The organism is Mycobacterium sp. (assembly GCF_044342925.1).
Taxonomy (GTDB): Bacteria; Actinomycetota; Actinomycetes; order Mycobacteriales; family Mycobacteriaceae; genus Mycobacterium.
The window spans coordinates 1-19,040 of the sequence record NZ_JBIIOV010000049.1; the positions used below are offsets into that span (position 1 = coordinate 1).

At 66.7% G+C, this 19,040-nt stretch carries 20 protein-coding genes and 1 pseudogene; 16 read left to right on the forward strand and 5 right to left on the reverse strand.

Going from position 1 to position 19,040, the window contains the following annotated elements; all coding sequences use genetic code 11:
* The first annotated feature begins 161 nt into the window (after nt 1-161).
* The 6 genes from ADBZ6I_RS07345 (at nt 162) to ADBZ6I_RS07370 (ending at nt 6,239) form a co-directional block, all read left to right on the forward strand.
* On the forward strand, nt 162-317 hold the full coding sequence (locus ADBZ6I_RS07345; protein ID WP_526382364.1) for a hypothetical protein: 156 nt from the start codon (nt 162-164) through the stop codon (nt 315-317).
* Between the two features lie 15 nt (nt 318-332).
* The gene (locus ADBZ6I_RS07350; RefSeq protein ID WP_526382366.1) at nt 333-1,382 is read left to right on the forward strand and encodes a hypothetical protein; all 1,050 of its coding nucleotides are present in this window, start codon (nt 333-335) and stop codon (nt 1,380-1,382) included.
* Nucleotides 1,383-2,017: 635 nt separating this feature from the next.
* On the forward strand, nt 2,018-2,794 hold the full coding sequence (thyX, locus tag ADBZ6I_RS07355; protein WP_526382368.1) for an FAD-dependent thymidylate synthase: 777 nt from the start codon (nt 2,018-2,020) through the stop codon (nt 2,792-2,794).
* Nucleotides 2,795-2,819: 25 nt separating this feature from the next.
* Nucleotides 2,820-3,749 carry a 4-hydroxy-tetrahydrodipicolinate synthase gene (gene dapA, locus ADBZ6I_RS07360; protein ID WP_526382370.1) on the forward strand — a complete coding sequence of 310 codons (930 nt, stop codon included), beginning with the start codon at nt 2,820-2,822 and terminating at the stop codon, nt 3,747-3,749.
* The gene (locus ADBZ6I_RS07365; RefSeq protein ID WP_526382372.1) at nt 3,746-5,428 is read left to right on the forward strand and encodes a ribonuclease J; all 1,683 of its coding nucleotides are present in this window, start codon (nt 3,746-3,748) and stop codon (nt 5,426-5,428) included. Before dapA ends, ADBZ6I_RS07365 begins: the two co-directional genes overlap by 4 nt.
* Before the next feature lie 7 nt (nt 5,429-5,435).
* Nucleotides 5,436-6,239 (forward strand): SDR family NAD(P)-dependent oxidoreductase, encoded by an 804-nt coding sequence (locus tag ADBZ6I_RS07370; RefSeq protein WP_526382374.1) that lies wholly within the window; start codon nt 5,436-5,438, stop codon nt 6,237-6,239.
* Between the two features lie 13 nt (nt 6,240-6,252).
* Here the strand turns inward: ADBZ6I_RS07370 and ADBZ6I_RS07375 are convergent, their stop codons facing one another.
* Entirely contained in the window at nt 6,253-6,567 is a 315-nt protein-coding gene (locus tag ADBZ6I_RS07375; protein WP_526382376.1) for a putative quinol monooxygenase, read from the reverse strand.
* 170 nt (nt 6,568-6,737) lie between these two features.
* On the opposite strand from ADBZ6I_RS07375, the gene ADBZ6I_RS07380 reads away from it, so the two are divergent.
* A complete protein-coding gene (locus ADBZ6I_RS07380; RefSeq protein ID WP_526382378.1) occupies nt 6,738-9,461 on the forward strand; it encodes a DNA translocase FtsK in 2,724 nt (907 codons plus the stop codon).
* Between the two features lie 58 nt (nt 9,462-9,519).
* Here the strand turns inward: ADBZ6I_RS07380 and ADBZ6I_RS07385 are convergent, their stop codons facing one another.
* Nucleotides 9,520-10,029, reverse strand: coding sequence for an amino-acid N-acetyltransferase (locus ADBZ6I_RS07385; RefSeq protein WP_526382398.1), 510 nt, complete (start codon nt 10,027-10,029; stop codon nt 9,520-9,522).
* A 150-nt stretch (nt 10,030-10,179) separates the two neighbouring features.
* Here ADBZ6I_RS07385 and ADBZ6I_RS07390 point away from each other — a divergent pair.
* From ADBZ6I_RS07390 to pspM, 5 genes and pseudogenes are all read left to right on the forward strand, one after another.
* A pseudogene (locus ADBZ6I_RS07390) lies at nt 10,180-10,440 on the forward strand (methanethiol S-methyltransferase); the annotation flags it as partial.
* 107 nt (nt 10,441-10,547) lie between these two features.
* Nucleotides 10,548-11,144, forward strand: coding sequence for a CDP-diacylglycerol--glycerol-3-phosphate 3-phosphatidyltransferase (gene pgsA / locus ADBZ6I_RS07395; protein ID WP_526382380.1), 597 nt, complete (start codon nt 10,548-10,550; stop codon nt 11,142-11,144).
* 74 nt (nt 11,145-11,218) lie between these two features.
* On the forward strand, nt 11,219-11,533 hold the full coding sequence (locus ADBZ6I_RS07400; protein WP_526382382.1) for a helix-turn-helix domain-containing protein: 315 nt from the start codon (nt 11,219-11,221) through the stop codon (nt 11,531-11,533).
* Between the two features lie 139 nt (nt 11,534-11,672).
* Nucleotides 11,673-12,482: a phage shock protein PspA gene (gene pspA, locus ADBZ6I_RS07405; protein ID WP_526382384.1), complete on the forward strand. Its 810-nt coding sequence runs from the start codon at nt 11,673-11,675 to the stop codon at nt 12,480-12,482.
* Nucleotides 12,483-12,507: 25 nt separating this feature from the next.
* Nucleotides 12,508-13,323, forward strand: a complete 816-nt coding sequence (gene pspM / locus ADBZ6I_RS07410) for a phage shock envelope stress response protein PspM (RefSeq protein WP_526382386.1) — start codon at nt 12,508-12,510, stop codon at nt 13,321-13,323.
* 22 nt (nt 13,324-13,345) lie between these two features.
* On the opposite strand, the gene ADBZ6I_RS07415 is transcribed toward pspM, so the two are convergent.
* On the reverse strand, nt 13,346-13,810 hold the full coding sequence (locus tag ADBZ6I_RS07415; protein WP_526382388.1) for a limonene-1,2-epoxide hydrolase family protein: 465 nt from the start codon (nt 13,808-13,810) through the stop codon (nt 13,346-13,348).
* Nucleotides 13,811-13,901: 91 nt separating this feature from the next.
* Between ADBZ6I_RS07415 and ADBZ6I_RS07420 the strand changes: the two genes are divergently transcribed.
* From ADBZ6I_RS07420 to recX, 4 genes are all read left to right on the forward strand, one after another.
* Nucleotides 13,902-15,065, forward strand: coding sequence for a glycosyltransferase (locus ADBZ6I_RS07420; RefSeq protein ID WP_526382390.1), 1,164 nt, complete (start codon nt 13,902-13,904; stop codon nt 15,063-15,065).
* A 9-nt stretch (nt 15,066-15,074) separates the two neighbouring features.
* The gene (locus ADBZ6I_RS07425) at nt 15,075-15,269 is read left to right on the forward strand and encodes a DUF3046 domain-containing protein (RefSeq protein ID WP_526382392.1); all 195 of its coding nucleotides are present in this window, start codon (nt 15,075-15,077) and stop codon (nt 15,267-15,269) included.
* Nucleotides 15,270-15,421: 152 nt separating this feature from the next.
* Nucleotides 15,422-16,474, forward strand: coding sequence for a recombinase RecA (gene recA, locus ADBZ6I_RS07430; protein ID WP_313674567.1), 1,053 nt, complete (start codon nt 15,422-15,424; stop codon nt 16,472-16,474).
* The gene (gene recX / locus ADBZ6I_RS07435) at nt 16,443-16,961 is read left to right on the forward strand and encodes a recombination regulator RecX (protein ID WP_526382394.1); all 519 of its coding nucleotides are present in this window, start codon (nt 16,443-16,445) and stop codon (nt 16,959-16,961) included. Before recA ends, recX begins: the two co-directional genes overlap by 32 nt.
* A 226-nt stretch (nt 16,962-17,187) precedes the next feature.
* Here recX and ADBZ6I_RS07440 read toward each other — a convergent pair whose 3' ends face one another.
* Nucleotides 17,188-18,051, reverse strand: coding sequence for an amino acid ABC transporter permease (locus tag ADBZ6I_RS07440; protein ID WP_526382396.1), 864 nt, complete (start codon nt 18,049-18,051; stop codon nt 17,188-17,190).
* Nucleotides 18,052-18,055: 4 nt separating this feature from the next.
* Nucleotides 18,056-18,730, reverse strand: a complete 675-nt coding sequence (locus ADBZ6I_RS07445) for an amino acid ABC transporter permease (RefSeq protein WP_526382400.1) — start codon at nt 18,728-18,730, stop codon at nt 18,056-18,058.
* Nucleotides 18,731-19,040: the final 310 nt, after the last annotated feature.

The following is a 19,040-nucleotide window of genomic DNA, read 5'->3' on the forward strand; positions in this document are numbered from 1 at the left end:
CCGTCGATATTATTTGCTGGTGTCGGGGATGAAGGTCGATTCAAGGGGTCTTGAGCTCTGGTCGACAGAGTGCAGGACGGCTGCTACAAAGTTAGCTTCGAGCGTCCGGGGCGCGACTGGTCTGCCCGGCGGGCAGGCCACGGCGGCGGCGGTGGCCGCGAGTGACACTCTTGTGGCAGCGGCGGCTCAAGGTGTTCTCGGTTCGCGTTCTCGCCACCGGCGCCGAAGCGAGTTCGGCAGCGAACGGCTACGTCGAGTTCGAAGAGGACTCTGCGCAAGCCATCGCCGAGGTGGCACAGGGCTCCGTGGTGGTGTAGTTGCCCGCCGTACGCATGAGTGCGCCCACCCTTTCGCAGATCGAAGGCTGGGATACTGAGCATTTGGAGAACGCGGCCCGGTCGTGGAAAGCCACCGCGGAGGAATGGGAGGACACCTTCACAGCGGTCCACCGGGGCTCCGTGAATCCGGGTGGAACGGAATGGGAGGGCGAAGCCGCCGAAGCCGCTCAACAGCGCACCTTCGCCGATCTGGTCAAGGTGCGTAACCTCTCGGATCATCTTGTCGCGGCGGCCAGTATCGCCCGTCGGGGGGCCGACCAGTTGGGCTATCTGAAGCGAATGACGCTCGACGCGGTCGATGAGGCCCGGGCAGCGGGGTTCGCTGTCGGCGAGGACCTGTCGGTTTCCGACAGATCGCTGATCCCGCTCGGCCCAGCGTTCGCCGCCCGGCAAGCTCAGGCGCAGACACTTGCCGCTCAAATCCATTTGCGCGCTATGGCTTTGAGCGCCGCAGACCATGAGATCGCCGCGAATATCACCGCCGCAACCGCGCCCCTGTCGGGAGTCGCTTTCGAGGAGACGTCAGCCGCTGTTTCCCCCTCTACCGTGCAGGCGGTCGATTACAAAACAGCGCCCCCACCCGACCCCGCGTATCCGGTGAACGATGTGATCGCCGAGGCCACCGACCTCGACGGTAACCACGTCGTGCTGAGGCGCGGTTACTACGATGCGGCCTCTGACAAGGGATTTGGCTGGGACAAGATCTACTGGAAACACGGACTGATCAACCCGAACGTCTTCAAGGACCTGATCTCCCATTGTCGTCCTATCGGGAACCAGGGCGGGTCGCTGGTCTATGAGGTGCCGATCAATAAGACTCACTGCACGTCGGGTTTTCTCGGTTTGCCCAGTTGCACCGATAGTGGCGAGAGCCTGACGATGAGGATTGTGGCGAACACCAACCCGAGCTACGACGTCCCCGGCGGCGGGCAGAAAGGAGTGATCACGATGTTCCCTCTCCCTGGGGGAAGCGGAGTCGTTGAAGTGAAACCGAACTGGACGCTGACGCCGCCATGGGTGAACAACTATGCACCCATCAACTGAACCCTCCCCTGACCAGACCCCAACCGCTGCGGAGAGCGAGTTCGCGGCAAAGATTCTTCGCGAGCTACTGCACCGCATTCAGGTGCGGAATGCCAATGCTGCCGCGTACCCCCGGCCTGGTCGGTGCACGTTCCTGGTGTCCCATGCCTGGACTGATGGCGCGGTCATGCACCTGGTTTATACGGCGCCGCCGTCGAATCGCACCTGGGGTTTGGTCCGCGACACCCGAGAGTCGCTGATAAACCCGTCCCCATGGAACGAAGCCGACGACCCGGCTCTGTACTACTACATGCTCGATCTCGAGGAAAATTGGCCGGGCGCCGAATCCCGGGGACCCGGCGAAAGCGATGACCTCATTTGGTGGCGTGGTGACCCCCTACCGGGCATCCCCGCTCATCTCTCCGAGCTTCCCGAGCATTACCGCTACACATCGCCGCCGCCTGACCCAGCGTGGATCGATCACACCCCGCCGCCAGTCGTGGAACCGCGCCGCTATGCAGACCCCAACGGTCCACTACCTCCAGGAGTGCGCCGCCCTACCCAGTGAACGCGAGCCTAGCGTCTTGACCGCCGCGAGCACCTCCTAGGGGCGCGCCTTCACCCCTGTCGGTTCGCCGAATCACTAGGGTGATCGGGTGGCCGAGACCGCCCCGTTGCGAGTGCAACTGATCGCCAGGACCGAGTTCGTGGCGCCCGCTGACGTGCCGTGGGACACCGACGCGCACGGGGGAGAGGCACTGGTCGAATTCGCCGGCCGGGCGTGCTACCAGAGTTGGTCCAAGTCCAATCCGCGCACCGCCACCAACGCCACCTACCTCAAGCACATCATCGACGTCGGCCACTTCGCGGTGCTCGAACACGCCGCCGTCAGCTTCTACATCACCGGCATCTCGCGGTCCTGCACGCACGAGCTGATCCGGCACCGGCACTTCTCCTACTCGCAGCTGTCGCAGCGCTACGTCCCCGAGGACGATGCGCAGGTGGTCATGCCTCCCGGTCTGGAAGACGACCCCGATCTGCAGCAGCTGGTACTCGACGCCGCCGACGCCAGCCGCGCGGTCTACCTGGAGTTGCTCGCTAAACTCGAAGCTAGGTTCGCCGACCAGCCCGCAGGATCCGATCAACCGGCCGCGCCGGGGGTGCTGCGCCGCAAACAGGCCCGGCAGGCCGCCCGCGCCGTGCTGCCCAACGACACCGAATCCCGCATCGTCATGACAGGCAACTACCGGGCCTGGCGGCACTTCATCGCGATGCGGGCCAGCGAGCACGCCGACACCGAGATTCGCCGGCTGGCGATCGCCTGCCTGCGTGAACTTAGTGCCGTGGCCCCCGCGGTATTCGCCGACTTCGACATCGCCGTGCTGGCCGACGGCACCGAGGTCGCGACCAGCCCGCTGGCGACGGACCTGTAGGGCTGACGCGGTAATCTAACTGCCCGTGAGCACCAGCGGATTCGACGCCAGCGCCCGGTTAGGCACGGTCCTGACCGCGATGGTGACCCCGTTCAAGGACGGCGCGCTGGACACCGCGACCGCGGGACGGCTGGCCACCCACCTGGTCGACGCCGGCTGCGACGGCCTGGTGCTGTCAGGCACCACCGGCGAGTCGCCCACCACCACCGACGACGAGAAACTCGCCCTGCTGGGCGCGGTGCTGGCTGCTGTCGGGGACCGGGCCCGGATCATCGCCGGCGCCGGCAGCTACGACACCGCGCACAGCGTCCACCTGGCCAAGGCCTGCGCAGCCGAAGGCGCCCACGGCCTGCTCGTGGTCACCCCGTACTACTCACGCCCGCCGCAGAGCGGCCTGGTGGCGCACTTCAGCGCCGTCGCGGACGCCACCGACCTGCCCGTCGTTCTCTACGACATCCCGCCCCGATCGGTGGTGCCGATCGAGTGGGACACCATCCGCACTCTGGCGGCTCACCCCAACATCGTCGCGGTCAAGGACGCCAAGGGCGATCTGCACGGCGCCGCCCAGGTGATGGCCGACACCGGTCTGGCGTACTACTCCGGTGACGACGCGCTGAACCTGCCCTGGCTGGCGATCGGGGCCGTCGGGTTCGTCAGCGTCTGGGGCCACCTGGCGGCCGGCCAGTTGCGGGACATGCTCAGCGCGTTCAATTCCGGTGACCTCGCGACGGCCCGCAAGATCAGCGTGACGCTGGGGCCGCTGAACGCCGCCCAGAGCCGTCTCGGCGGGGTCACCATGTCCAAGGCCGGTCTGCGGCTGTTGGGCATCGACGCCGGCGACCCCCGCCTGCCGCAGATGCCGGCGACGCCCGAGCAACTCGAGGAACTGGCCGCGGATATGCGAGCGGCGGCCGTACTCGGAGTGAGGTCGCCGGCCGAGCGGCTCAGTCGGTGAGCAACGATGACCTTCGGCCGCCCGGTCCGCTGACTCCTGGAGCGCTGCGCGTCACCGCGTTGGGCGGCATCGGTGAAATCGGCCGCAACATGACGGTTTTCGAGTATCTCGGTCGCCTGCTCATCGTCGACTGCGGGGTGCTGTTCCCCAATCACGACGAACCCGGCGTGGACCTGATCCTGCCCGATCTGCGGCATATCGAGGACCGCCTGCCCGACATCGAGGCGCTGGTGCTCACCCATGCGCACGAGGACCACATCGGTGCGATCCCGTACCTGCTCAAGATGCGCAGCGACATCCCGGTGGTCGGTTCCCGATTCACCTGCGCGTTGGTGGCGGCCAAGTGCCGCGAACACCGCATCCACCCGACGTTCATCGAAGTCGCTGAGGGGCAACGCAGTTCGCACGGCGTGTTCGAGTGCCAATACTTCGCGGTCAACCACTCCATCCCGGATGCGCTGGCCATCGCGATCCACACCGGGGCGGGGACGGTCCTGCATACCGGCGACATCAAACTCGATCAGCTGCCGCTGGACGGCCGTCCCACCGACCTTCCCGGGATGTCCCGGCTCGGCGACGCAGGTGTGGACCTGTTCCTCTGCGACTCCACCAACGCTGAAATCCCCGGTGTCGGACCGTCCGAGAGTGAGATCGGGCCGACACTGCACCGGCTTATCCGCAACGCCGACGGCAAGCGGGTGCTGGTGGCTTGCTTCGCCTCCAACGTCGACCGGGTGCAACAGATCGTCGACGCTGCAGTGGCGTTGGGCCGGCGGGTGTCGTTCGTCGGCCGCTCGATGGTCCGCAACATGGCTATCGCCCGGGATCTGGGGTTCCTCAAGGTCGATGACCGCGATGTCGTCGACATCTCCGCTGCGGAGATGATGGCCCCGGGCAGCCTGGTGCTCATCACCACCGGCACGCAGGGCGAGCCGCTGTCGGCGCTGTCCCGGATGTCGCGCGGCGAGCATCGCAGCATCTCGGTCACCTCCGACGACCTGATCATCCTGTCGTCGTCGCTGATCCCCGGCAACGAGGAGGCGGTCTACGGCGTCATTGACGCCCTGTCTCGGGTGGGCGCCCGGGTGGTCACGAACCAGCAGGCGCGGGTGCACGTCTCGGGGCATGCCTACGCAGGAGAATTGCTGTTCCTCTACAACGCGGTGCGGCCGCGCAACGTGATGCCGGTGCACGGGCACTGGCGTCACCTGCGGGCCAACGCCAAACTGGCCGCCCGCACCGGAGTGCCGCAGGACCACATCATGCTTGCTGAGAACGGCGTGAGCGTCGATCTGGTCGCCGGACAGGCTCGCATCGCCGGTGCGGTGCCGGTGGGCAAGATGTTCGTCGACGGCCTCATCTCCGGCGACGTCGACGACGTCACCCTGGGGGAGCGGCTCATCCTCAGCTCGGGTTTCGTGGCCGTCACGGTGGTGATGCACCGCGGCACCGGGCGGGTGGCGGCGCCGCCGCATCTGTATTCGCGCGGATTCTCCGAGGATCCGAAAGCGCTGGCACCAGCGGCTCGCAAGGTCGAACAGGAACTTGAGTCTCTTGCGGCCGAACGGGTAACCGACCCGGTCCGGATCGCTCAGGCGGTGCGTCGCACGGTCGGCAAGTGGGTGGGAGAGACCTATCGCCGGCAGCCGATGATCGTGCCGACCGTGTTGGAGATCTGACGGAGCCATGGCTGGATTGGCGCAGGGCATCTCGTTGTCGGGCAGGCGTGCCCTGGTGACCGGTGGTTCACGGGGTCTGGGCCGCCAGGTGGCCACGGCGCTGGCCGACGCCGGCGCGTTGGTGACCGTGGTGGGGCGCGACGTCGAGGCGCTGTCGCAGACCTGCGCGGGCGCGCCGGAAGGGTCGATGTCGGTCATCACGGCCGATCTTGCCGATCAGGACGGTGCGCAATCCGTGGTCGACCGGGCTCTGGCCATCGCCGACATCTGGCACATCGTCGTCAACTGTGCGGGAGTTGCCGTCACGCAACCGATCGGCGGGATCAGCCCGTCGGACTGGCGGCAGGCATTCGCCGTCAACGTCGACGCGCCGTTCGTGATCTGCCAGGGGCTGGCCGACAGCCTGGTGGCCAGCGGTTGCGGGCGGATCGTCAATGTGTCGTCGCATTCGGGCCGCCGACCTCAGCACGGCTCGGCTGCGTATTCGGCGTCCAAGGCGGCACTGCAGATGCTGACCTTGAGCCTGGCGACGGAATTGGGGCCGTATCAGGTGACCGCCAACGCGATCTGCCCGACGGTCTTCATGTCCGAAATGGGCCAACGGCTGTGGAACGACCCGGCGGTAGTCGCGGCCAAAACCGATGTGATCCCGGCCAAACGGTTCGGTGACGTCGACGAGATCGCCGAACTCACCCTGTTTCTGGTCTCCGAACACGCCGCCTTCATCAACGGTTCCATCATTGGCATTGACGGCGGGCTGTTCGCGGGACGGCCCGCGCCGGGCCGCCAGGGGTGGCCCGGGCCGGGGTGATCACCGGTTGTCTTTACCCGCGAAGCCGGCCTTTAGCCGGGTCACCGGCCGCGATGGGTTCGAGCATCTTCAGGTCAGGCGCGCCGGCCAGGTGCTCGCCGATCTGGGCGAACAACGCACCGACGGACGGAGCGGTGCTGTGTGTCTTGAGCGCCTCGGCGTCGGCCCACTGCTCGATGAACACGAAGGTGTCGCCGCTCTGGTGCAGGGAGTACAACTGGCAACCCGGTTCGTCATGGACCGCTTCAATGGCGGCGGTGCAGGCCGCGCGGACCGCCTCGACGGACTCGGGTTTGGCGGTGAACGACGCGACGACGACGACGGGCATCTGGCGGGCTCCTTGGTTCGGGGGGTGTCGCTGTCCACCGTAGGTTCTGCCCGCTTCACTGCCCCACCATCGGCTGCTTTCGGCGCTTTGATTTCGTTCTGGCAACGGAGTCTCCTGTGGCGCATGTGTCGGATGGTGCCAAAGGGACCGCTGCGATTAGTCTTGCGCGCATGGCGAATAAGACGGCCGCTCGCTCTGGCGCGCGAACGACCAGGTCACAGCCCCCTGCCCGGACTGCCCGGACTTCCCGCAACTCGCAGCCGAGCAGGCCGGCGCCACCGCGCCGTAAGCCGCCGGTCAAGAAGGGGCCGTCCCCGCTTGCCGCCGCCGGCGCGGCTGGTGGGCGTGCCGCTCGCGCCGCCTGGCTGGTGGTCGCCCGCGGAGCTGGATCGACCGCCCGTTCGGTGGGCCGGGCCCGCGATATCGAGCCCGGCCACCGGCGCGACGGCCTGGCGCTTGGCCTGCTGGCATTGGCGGTGGTGATCGCGGCGGCGTCCTGGTTCGACGCCGCCCGCCCGGTCGGTGCCTGGATCGACTCCGTGCTGCGGACGCTCGTCGGCGGAGCCGTCGTCCTGCTGCCACTGCTCATCGCCGCGGTCGCCGCCGTCCTGATGCGCACCGAGCCGCACCCGCAGATCCGCCCGAGACTGGTGCTGGGTACGGCAATGATCTGCCTTCCGGTACTGGGTCTGTGGCATCTGTGGTCCGGCGCGCCGACGGATCCGGCCGCGCGGCAGCGGGCTGGGGGATTCATCGGTTTCGCCATCGGCGGTCCGTTGTCCGACGGGTTGAGCGCGTGGATCGCCACCCCTCTGCTCATCGCTGCGGCGCTGTTCGGTGTCCTGCTGCTCACCGGGACCACCATCCGCGAGGTGCCCGGAACGCTGCATCAGATGTTCGCCACCCGTTGGCGCGATTCCGGCTACTCCAACGACGGCTTCGACGACTACGACGGTGACGCCGGCCAGGACTACTACGACGACTACGACACCGATGACCTCGGCGCCGGTGACAGTGGTTACGGCAATACCTACGACGAATTGCCCAGTGCCCGCACCGACTTGGGCCAGCGCACCCGCGCCCGCCGGTCTGCCGAGCCGGAGGACTTCTCCGACGGCTACTACGACGACCCCCGCGCCTACAGCGCCGACGAGCCGCCGGCCTGGCCCGGCGCCTCCGGTCCGATCGGCACGCCGTACGAGAACTACCCGCTCGACGAACCGGCTACCACCGCCGCCGTCAACGTCACCGAGCCGATCAAGCCGCGGCGCAAGAAAGCCGGCGCGGCTGTCCCGTCCGAGAAGCCGGACAAGCCGGCCGCGCCCGCCGCGCCGATCGATCGCGTCGTGGAGGGCTGCTACATGCTGCCCTCACTGGACCTGCTCGTCCCCGGTGACCCGCCCAAGCGGCGTAGTTCAGCCAATGACCAGATGATGGAATCGATCACGTCGGTTCTCGATCAGTTCAAAGTCGACGCCGCGGTCACCGGCTTCACCCGCGGACCGACCGTCACCCGCTACGAGGTGGAACTCGGTCCAGGTGTCAAGGTCGAGAAAATCACCGCGCTGCAACGCAATATCGCCTACGCGGTGGCCACCGAAAGCGTCCGCATGCTGGCACCGATCCCCGGCAAGTCCGCCGTGGGTATCGAGGTGCCCAACACCGATCGCGAGATGGTGCGTCTGGCGGACGTTCTGACCGCGCCGTCGACACGCCGGGATCACCACCCGCTGGTGATCGGTCTCGGTAAGGACATCGAGGGTGACTTCATCTCGGCCAACCTGGCCAAGATGCCGCACCTGTTGGTGGCCGGCTCCACCGGGTCGGGCAAGTCCAGCTTCGTCAACTCCATGCTGGTGTCGTTGCTCGCCCGCGCCACCCCGGAGGAGGTGCGGATGATCCTCATCGACCCCAAGATGGTGGAACTGACGCCCTACGAAGGCATTCCGCATCTGATTACGCCGATCATCACCCAGCCGAAGAAGGCCGCCGCGGCGCTGGCCTGGCTGGTCGAGGAGATGGAGCAGCGCTATCAGGACATGCAGGCGTCCCGGGTGCGCCATATCGACGACTTCAACGCCAAGGTGCGGTCGGGTGAGATCAGCACACCGCTGGGCAGCAAGCGCGAATACCGCCCGTACCCCTACATCGTGGCGATCGTCGACGAGCTGGCCGACCTCATGATGACTGCGCCGCGCGACGTCGAGGAAGCCATCGTGCGGATCACGCAGAAGGCCCGCGCCGCCGGCATTCACCTTGTGCTGGCCACCCAGCGTCCATCGGTGGACGTGGTGACCGGTCTGATCAAGACCAACGTGCCGTCTCGGCTGGCATTCGCGACGTCGTCGCTGACCGACAGCCGGGTCATCCTGGATCAGCCGGGCGCCGAGAAGCTGATCGGCATGGGCGACGGACTGTTCCTGCCGATGGGTGCCAGCAAGGCGATCCGGCTGCAGGGTGCCTACATCAGCGACGAGGAGATTCAGGCCGTCGTCCAGTCCTGCAAGGAGCAGGCCGAGCCGGAGTACACCGAGGGGGTCACCAACGCCAAGCCGTCCGGCGACCGCGGCGAGGTCGATGCCGATATCGGCGACGACATGGATGTGCTGCTGCAGGCCATCGAGCTGGTGGTGTCCAGCCAGTTCGGCTCCACCTCGATGCTGCAGCGCAAGCTGCGGGTCGGTTTCGCCAAGGCCGGCCGGTTGATGGACCTGATGGAGACCCGTGGCATCGTCGGGCCGTCCGAGGGTTCCAAGGCCCGTGAGGTGCTCGTCAAGCCGGACGAACTGGCCGGCACTTTGGCCCTCATCCGGGGCGGCGCCAACGCGGACGGCGGTGACGACGGGGACGAGGACGCCGATGACGATCTGGGTGTCCCCGAGGACGTCGACTAGAGAAGAAACATGGTCGCGCTTCCTCAACGCGGCCGGGGGCCGCTTGATCGTCGCGCGACTAGAGAACCAGCAGCATCCGGGTGTTGCCCAGGATGTTGGGTTTGACGTAGCTGAGGTCGAGAAACTCGGCCACACCCACGTCGTAGGAGCGGCGCATCTCCTCGTACACCTCTGCCGTCACCGGGGTGCCCTCGATTTCGGTGAACCCGTGCCGGCCGAAGAACGCCGTCTCGAAAGTGAGCACGAAGAGGCGCTTCAACTCCAGTTCGCGTGCCACCTGCAGAAGCCGGCCGACGATCGCGTGCCCGATGCCGCGGCCCTTGACGGCGGGGTCCACGGCGACGGTCCGGACTTCGCCCAGGTCGGACCACAGCACATGCAATGCTCCGCAACCGACCACCGCGCCGTCGAGCTCGGCGACCCAGAATTCCTGCACCGACTCGTACAGGGTCACCAGGTTCTTCTCCAGCAGGATGCGGCCGGCGTAGGTGTCCACCAGGCGCTTGATCTCTGGGACGTCAGAGGTCCGGGCACGCCGGACCACCACGCCGCGGCCGCGGCTGTCCACCGGCGCTGATTCCGGGGAGAAGTCGGTCACGGGCGCAACCTTATCGGTCGGCCTCGTTCCAGCGGAGTTCGAGTAATAGCGTCAAGACCGGGTCGGGCGCGTGATTATTTGGGAGGCCCGTGGATCGCGGAGTCACTGCGACGGCTGACTGAAGCGATCATCGTGAACCTCGCGCTTCTCGGTCTGTTCGCCGTGCAGCACAGTCTGATGGCGCGACCGGTCTTCAAACGGTGGTGGACCCGATTCGTGGCGCCGGCGATCGAGCGCAGCACCTATGTGCTGCTGGCCAGCCTGGCGTTGGCGCTGCTGTTCTGGCAGTGGCGGACGATGCCGACGGTGATCTGGGACGTCTCATGGCAGCCAGGACGGGTGCTGCTGTGGACGTTGTTCGGGTTGGGCTGGGCGCTGATTCCCGGACTTCGCCGGCACCGAAGATTGCCAGGAGTGATTCCTCGGCCGGTATAGCCCGGGCGGAGTCAACTCCCCAGATTCGACCGGTGAACCGATATTCTGTTGCTGTGACAGGCCCATCCCAGACTCCGCCGGTCCTTCGGCGCGAGTGGATGGTCCACGTTCCCAACCTTTTGACCGGACTGCGACTGGTGCTGGTCCCGATCTTCCTGTTCTTCCTCTTCGCCGGTGACGGACATGAAACGGCCAGTCGGATAACGGCGTTCGCAATTTTTGCCGTGGCTGTCATCACCGATCGGCTCGACGGGTCGCTGGCCCGCAGCTACGGAGTGACCAGCGAATTCGGCACGCTCGCCGATCCCATCGCCGACAAGATGTTGATCGGCTCGGCGCTGATCGGTTTATCGATGCTGGGTGACCTGCCCTGGTGGGTGACCGTAGTGATCCTGATTCGTGAGATCGGTGTCACCGTCCTGCGGTTGGCCGTGATCAGCCGCGGCGTTATTCCGGCCAGTCGCGGCGGCAAGCTCAAGACCCTGGTGCAGGCCGTCGCCATCGGGTTGTTCATCCTGCCCTTGCACAACTGGGCGGCCATCTGGCAGACCGTCGCGTGGTCGGTGATGTGGGTAGCCATCGTGTTGACCATCGTCACCGGAGTGGAGTACGCGGTGTCGGCCCTGCGGGGAAACCGCGCGGACGCCTGATTTCCACGGCGGGAACCAACTGGACCTCCGCTGCGTTGCACAGAATGCTGCAACGACTCTAGGAGGACACCGCAATGGCGGTATTGCTGCGTGAAGTCATCGGTGACGTGCTGCGTCGTGCGCGGACGTCACAGGGCCGCACCCTGCGTGAGGTCTCGGATTCGGCGCGGGTCAGCCTCGGCTACCTCTCCGAAGTCGAGCGGGGCCGAAAAGAAGCCTCCAGCGAGCTCTTGAGCGCCATCTGCACCGCTCTCGATGTCCCACTCTCACGGGTGCTGTCCGACGCCGGCACTGAACTTGCCTGCCAGGAGGCCCGCCAGGGGCCGGGCCGACTCGCCGATGCACCGACCCTGGTCATCCCTCATCCGGCGGCCATGGCGGTCGCCTGACCTCGGTTTTGCCGCAAATCATCGGCGGGCGCCACCAAGGTGGTGTGGTCGGCGCGGCGGAACCGATAAATTGGGCTGGAAACTTAGGCTCGGACATCCGATCCCTTGCGGCACTCGACTCGAAGGTGGGCAACACCCAATGGCCAATCCATTTGTGAAGGCGTGGAAGTACCTCATGGCGCTGTTCGGCTCCAAGGTTGACGAATACGCAGACCCGAAGGTTCAGATCCAGCAGGCGATCGAGGACGCCCAGCGTCAGCACCAGTCCCTTAGCCAGCAGGCCGCACAGGTCATCGGCAACCAGCGTCAGCTGGAGATGCGGCTCAACCGCCAGCTCGCTGACATTGAGAAACTGCAGGCCAACGTGCGCCAGGCGCTGACTTTGGCCGACCAGGCCACCGCCGCCGGCGACGTCGCCAAGGCCACCGAGTACACCAACGCCGCCGAGGCCTTCGCCGCCCAGCTGGTGACCGCCGAGCAGAGCGTGGAGGACCTCAAGGTCCTGCACGACCAGGCGCTGGGTGCCGCGCAGCAGGCCAAGAAGGCCGTCGAGCAGAACGCCATGATGCTTCAGCAGAAGCTCGGCGAGCGCACCAAGCTGCTCAGCCAGCTGGAGCAGGCCAAGATGCAGGAGAAGGTCAGCGAGTCGCTGCGGTCGATGAGTGAGATCTCTGCTCCCGGCACCACACCGAACCTCGATGAGGTCCGCGACAAGATCGAGCGCCGCTACGCCGACGCCATGGGGTCAGCCGAGCTGGCGCAGAACTCCGTCCAGGGCCGGATGATGGAAGTTCAGCAAGCAGGAGTGCAAATGGCCGGCCACTCCCGTCTGGAGCAGATCCGCGCCTCGATGCGCGGTGAAGCCCTGCCGTCCGGCGGCGCCGCAGCCCCGGCCACGCCGTCCACGTCGGCCATCACCCCGGAGCCCGAGCAGCCGCTCGGCCAGTAGGGGTCCCTTCAGAGAGGCGAATTCGATGACGGTGAAAGCCGAGCAGAATGCAGGCTTTGCGTCACGGCAGTGGCGCTCGACGCTCCAACGCGGCATCGACACCGTCAGCGAGTACGCCGATGTGGCCGCGCAGAAACTGAGCGCGGCCGCCGACCCGCGCGCCCGGCTTCTGCGCAAGCGGCGCTGGGCGTTGCGGTTCGGGCTGTTCTTCGCCTTCGCCTCGGTATTCTGGGTGGGTGTGACGGGGCTGCTCGCGGCGTGGAGCACCCCGGTGTGGGCGCTGATCGTCACCGGTGCGATCGCCGTCGGGGCCGCCGTTCCGGCGACGCTGTGGCTGTTGCGCTATCGCTGGCTGCGCGGGGAGACACTGCCCCCGCAGCGTGAGGTCAGTGGCCGCCGGCTTCCGCCGCCAGGCTCGGTCGCCCGCCCGGCGATCTCAGCGCTGGGCGCCTCCGAGCGTGGACTGCACTCCCTGTTGGGAGTCATCGACCGTGGCAAGCTGCTCCCGCCCGAGGAGATTCGTGAGTTGACGGCTGCGGCAGGCCGTTCTGCTGCGACCATGACTGCCACCGCTTCGGAAGTCGCCGCGATGGAACGCGCTGCCGGCGACAACCCCGACTCCCGGTACTACCTCGCACCCACCATCAACGCCCTGACCGCCCAGCTGAACAGCGGGGTGCGTCAGTACAACGAGATGGTCACCGCCGCGGCGCAGCTGGTGTCCTCCGCCGGACCGGGGATGTCACAGCAGCGCTACCGCGACGAACTGGTCGACGCCACCGACCGGCTGATCGGGTGGGCGCAGGCCTTCGAGGAACTGGGACCAGCTCAGAGGTTCTGACGGCTCGTCGGCGCTGGGTAATTCAGAGCGAGGGACGCAGCGCCGGGACCGCCGCGCCGGCCACGCCGCGCACCAGCGCCTTGGTCATGTCCCACACGTCGAAGTAATCCCGCCACAGCGTGATTCGTCCGTTATGCACCTCGAAAACTCCGCACACCCAGAACTGCAGCCGGACCGGCCCCAAGATCAGCGCATCGGTGCGTTCGGTCAGCACCGACGACCCGTTGACCGCGATGCGGTGGATCTTCACCTCGAAGCCGGCCCGGCCCTCCATGGCCCGGAAGAGCTTCATGGCGCGAGCCCGCCCGCGGATGGTCGGCAGGCCGACGTTCTGATAGACCAGGTTGTCGTCGAGCACCGCGCCCGCTCCCTCGACGTCCATTGCCTGCAGGCTGCCGAGTAGCACTTCGACGGAATGGGCGTTGTCCACGTCGGAGTCGACGTCGGAGTCGACGTCGCTGCTCAAACCTGTGATCGGATCGGTCATGGTGCCAGCCTAGTCATGATGCGGGGCAGGACGGACTGTGCTCACGCCCCCGCAGTTCTCGGTGATCCAACGCTGTGGCACGGTAGAGATAATGCGCGTTGTTGCGGTCGCCGGGCCCGAAGCCGGGCACGCTTTTCCTGCGATCGCGCTGTGCCGTCGCTTTCTGGAGGCCGGCGACCGTCCCGTTCTGGTGACCGGGAAGCAGTGGCTGGGCACAGCACATGCCGCCGGCATCGATGCCGTCGAACTGGTGGGCCTCGACCCAGAAGATGGCGACGACGATTCCGACGCGGGCGCCAAGATCCACCACCGTGCCGCGCGGATGGCGGTTGTGAATCTGCCGGCGATCCGGAGCCTGCAACCCGACCTGGTGGTATCCGATGTGATCACCACGTGTGGCGGTATGGCTGCCGAACTGCTGGGCGTCCCGTGGGTGGAACTGAGCCCGCATCCGCTCTATCTGCCGTCGAAGGGCTTGCCCCCGGTGGGCAGTGGTCTGGCCCCGGGCGCTGGCCTACGGGGCCGGCTGCGGGACGTCGTCATGCGGACGCTGACCGCACGATCGATCCGAGCCGGTACCCGACAGCGCACCGCCGCCCGCACCGGGATCGGGCTGCCTGCTGAAGAACCGGGGCCGGCACGCCGACTGGTTGCAACCCTGCCCGCCCTCGAGGTGCCCAGACCGGACTGGCCGTCCGAGGCCGTGGTCATCGGCCCGCTGCACTTCGAACCCACCGACGCCGTTCTGCCGCTTCCGCCCGGCGATGGACCGCTCGTCGTGGTGGCGCCGTCGACCGCCATCACCGGCACCGCCGGTCTGGCCGAACTGGCGCTCGAACATCTGATTCCGGGGGCCACTCTGCCCGCCGGTTCGCGGCTGGTGGTGTCCCGGCTCGCGGGTGACGACGTGGCGGTGCCGCCCTGGGCTGTGGTGGGGCTCGGGCGCCAGGACGAACTGCTGCGGCAGGCTGATGTGGTGGTCTGCGGCGGGGGACATGGCATGCTGTCCAAGACGCTGCTGGCTGGTGTGCCGGTGGTCGTCGTACCCGGCGGGGGCGATCAGTGGGAGTTGGCGAATCGTGTTGTGCGACAAGGCAGTGCGCAGCTGGTGCGGCCGCTCACCGGTGCGGCGTTGAGCGCTGCGGTGGAGGGCGTGCTTTCCGATCGCCGCTATCGGGAGGCTGCCAGACGGGCGGGTTCGAGTATGACTCAGGTGGCTGATCCGGTGCGGACGTGTCATGAGGTGGCTGGGTAGCTTGGTGACGTGCGGCTGACCGAATTCCGTGAACTGGTCGAGGTGCAGTTTGGTGCGGTACGCGGCAGTTCGCTGCTGGTCGACCACGTGTTGACCCGACTGGGTGGGCGCACCGCGACGCAGGCCATCGAGGCCGGTGTGGAGCCCCGAGAGGTCTGGCGCGCCCTGTGCGCCGACTTCGACGTGCCCCGTGATCAGTGGTGACATCCCGCTGATGACACGCTGGGCGTGTCGCTTGCCATCGAACACATGTTCGTTACTGTGGAAAGTGTTCACGACTTGTCAGAGGCCATCTCTAACGTCTCGGCCAACAGACCGAACAGCGGTCACCCGAACACCACATGAACGGAGACATCATGGCGCAGCAGGCCCCCGACCGCGAGAAGGCGCTCGAACTCGCGATCGCGCAGATCGAGAAGAACCACGGTAAAGGCGCGGTGATGCGCCTCGGTGACGAGGTGCGCCAGCCCATCGCGGTCATCCCGACTGGTTCCATCGCACTGGACGTGGCGCTGGGCATCGGCGGCCTGCCGCGCGGCCGCGTCGTCGAGATCTACGGTCCGGAATCCTCGGGCAAGACCACCGTCGCCCTGCATGCGGTGGCCAACGCCCAGGCCGCCGGCGGCCTCGCGGCGTTCATCGACGCCGAGCACGCCTTGGACCCCGAGTATGCCAAGAGCCTCGGTGTGGATACCGACTCACTGCTGGTCAGCCAGCCCGACACCGGTGAGCAGGCGCTGGAGATCGCCGACATGCTGGTCCGCTCGGGAGCGATCGACATCCTGGTCATCGACTCGGTGGCCGCGCTGGTGCCACGCGCCGAGATCGAGGGCGAAATGGGCGACAGCCATGTCGGCCTGCAAGCCCGGCTGATGAGCCAGGCGCTGCGCAAGATGACCGGCGCGCTGAGCAACTCGGGCACCACCGCGATTTTCATCAACCAGCTGCGCGAGAAGATCGGCGTGATGTTCGGTTCGCCCGAAACCACTACCGGCGGTAAGGCATTGAAGTTCTACGCCTCGGTGCGCCTGGACGTGCGTCGTATCGAGACCCTCAAGGACGGCACCGATGCGGTGGGCAACCGCACCCGTGTCAAGGTGGTCAAGAACAAGGTGTCGCCGCCGTTCAAGCAGGCCGAGTTCGACATCCTCTACGGCAAGGGCATCAGCCGCGAGGGCTCGCTCATCGACATGGGTGTCGATCAGGGCTTCATCCGTAAGTCCGGGTCGTGGTTCACCTATGAGGGTGAGCAGTTGGGCCAGGGCAAGGAAAACGCCCGTAACTTCCTGCTGCAGAACCCGGACGTGGGCAACGAGATCGAGAAGAAGATCAAGGAGAAGCTCGGCATCGGAGCCGTGGTGACCGACGAACTCGTCGATGACGTCCTGCCCGCCCCGGTCGACTTCTGAGACCCGCGAGGAGCAGGCGCATGGCGTGTGCTTGCGTCTGCTCACCGTGCGGGCCCGCACCCGTGCTGAACTCGCCGGCCAGCTCGCCAAACGCGGCTATCCCGAAGAGGTCGTCGAGACGGTGTTGGCCCGGCTGACCGCAGTCGGCTTGATCGACGACGAGGATTTCGCCGACCAGTGGGTGCGCTCCCGGCAGGTCTACGCGGGAAAAGGCAAGCGCGCCTTGGCCGCTGAACTGCGGACCAAGGGCGTCGCCGACGAGGTGATCGCCGCTGCGCTCAGCGGGATTGACGCCGGAGCGGAACGCCTGCGGGCCGAGCAGCTCGTGGAACGCCGGCTGCGGCGCGAAGTGCTCGATAAGGGTGACGACGTGAAGGTCACGCGCCGTCTCGTCGGAATGCTCGCCCGTCGCGGCTACAACCAGAGCATGGCGGTCGCGGTGGTCACCGAGGCGCTGGCCGCCGAACGGGAGCGCCGCCGGGTTTAGCCGAGTCGACGATGCCGGCGAGGTACGAGGCGGAGGAGGAGCGAGGCAATCGGGTTTAGCCGAGTCGACGATGCCGGCGAGGTACGAGGCGGAGGAGGAGCGAGGCAATCGGGTTTAGCCGAGTCGACGATGCCGGCGAGGTACGAGGCGGAGGAGGAGCGAGGCAATCGGGTTGAGCCGAGTCGACGATGCCGGCGAGGTACGTGACGCCCACTCCTGCTGGTTACTAGTCGCCAGGTTCGATATCGATGGCCGCCGCTGCCATGGGCTCGGGAGTGCGTTTGGACCGGCGCAGCCGTTTCTCCAGCCGGGTAGCCGCCGCGGACAAGGTGAAGTTGAGGCTGATCATCAGCACGGCGATCACGATCAGCGCCGGCACATAGTTCCCGTACGTCGACCCGACCACTGTGCCCTGGCGAACCATCTCCAGGAAGGTGATCTGGTATCCGATCGCGGTGTCCTTGAGCACCACCACCAACTGCGAGACCAGCACGGGCAGCATCGAGGTGATTGCCTGCGGGAGCAGGACCGACCGCATGGTCTGGCCCCAACTCAGTCCCAGCGCCGAGGCGGCTTCGCTCTGCCCGCGTGGAAGCGAACCCACCCCCGAGCGCACGATCTCAGCGATTACCGCGCCGTTGTACAAGGTCAGGCCGGTCACCACGCCCGCCAGCGCCAGTTGCTTGGATGGGAAGACGTCGTAGAGGGCAAACAGGAAGTACGCGAAGATCATCATGATCAGCACCGGCACGGCCCGGAAGAACTCCACGATCACCGCACACGCCCACCGCACCGGCCGCACCGGCGACAACCTGCCCACGCCCAGGCCGAAGCCGAGGATCCCGGCCAGCACGATCGACAATGCCGCGGCAGTCAGGGTGCCCGCAATGCCCGGCAGCACATAGGTCTGCCAGAGATCACCGGTCAGGAACGGCCGCCACTTGGCCGCCGTCAACTGGCCCTTGGCGGCAAGTCTGGCAATCACCGCCCACACCAGCAGTACGGCCACGGCGATGCTGACCACGGATATCACCCGGTTGCGTGCCCGCCCGCGCGGGCCGGGAGCATCGAAGAGAACCGAAGCGCTCATCTGACTACCTCACCACCGCATAGCGTTTGCCCAGCCAGCCGAACAGCAAGCCCAGCGGCAGGGTCAACAGCAGGAACCCGAATGCGAAGATGCCGCCCACGATCAGCAGGGCAGCGGTGTTCTCGATCATCTCTTTCATCAGCAACGCGGCCTCCGCCACGCCGATCGCCGAGGCGATAGTGGTGTTCTTGGTCAGTGCGATCAGCACCGAACCCAGCGGGATGAGCACCGCCCGAAATGCCTGCGGCAACAGAATCATTCGCAGATTTTGGCTGAACGAGAGCCCCAATGACCGGGCTGCCTCCGCCTGCCCCAGCGGCACGGTGTTCACCCCGGACCGCACCGTCTCGCAGACGAAGGCCGCGGTGTAGACGGACAGACCCAGCACCGCCAGTCGGAAGTTGCTGTCGGCGATGGATGTCGGCGACTTCGAGTCGGCCAACGTGATGCCCAGGGTCTGGGCCAGGCCGAACGAGCAGAACAGGATGATCAGCGTGAGGGGGGTGTTGCGGACCACGTTGACGTACGCCGCGCCCAGCCAGTTGAGCATCGGAACCGGGGACATCCGCATGGCCGCCAGGACCGTGCCGAGAATCAGGGCGCCGATCGCCGAGAGCACGGTGAGCTTCACCGTGGTCCAGAACGCCGTGACGATCAGCCCGCCGTACTTGCCCAGGATGTCGACGTTCTCCGCCGATCCGCCGTCCCCGCCGGTGTCCAACGGCGGAGGAGTGGGTGCGCTGATCCCGGCGGCGCCGAGGTTGCGGTCGAACGCGGCTTTCCAGCTGCCGTCCTGCTGCATCTCGACGATCGCCGCGTTGATCTTGTCGCGCAGCTCGGAATCGCCCAGGCGCAGACCGATTCCGTAGTTCTCCTCCGAGAACGGCTTGCCGATGATCGTGAACGCTCCGGGGGACTGCGCCCCGAAGCCGGCGAGGATCACCTCGTCGGTGCTGACGGCGTCGATGGCGCCGTTGCGCAGCGCCTCC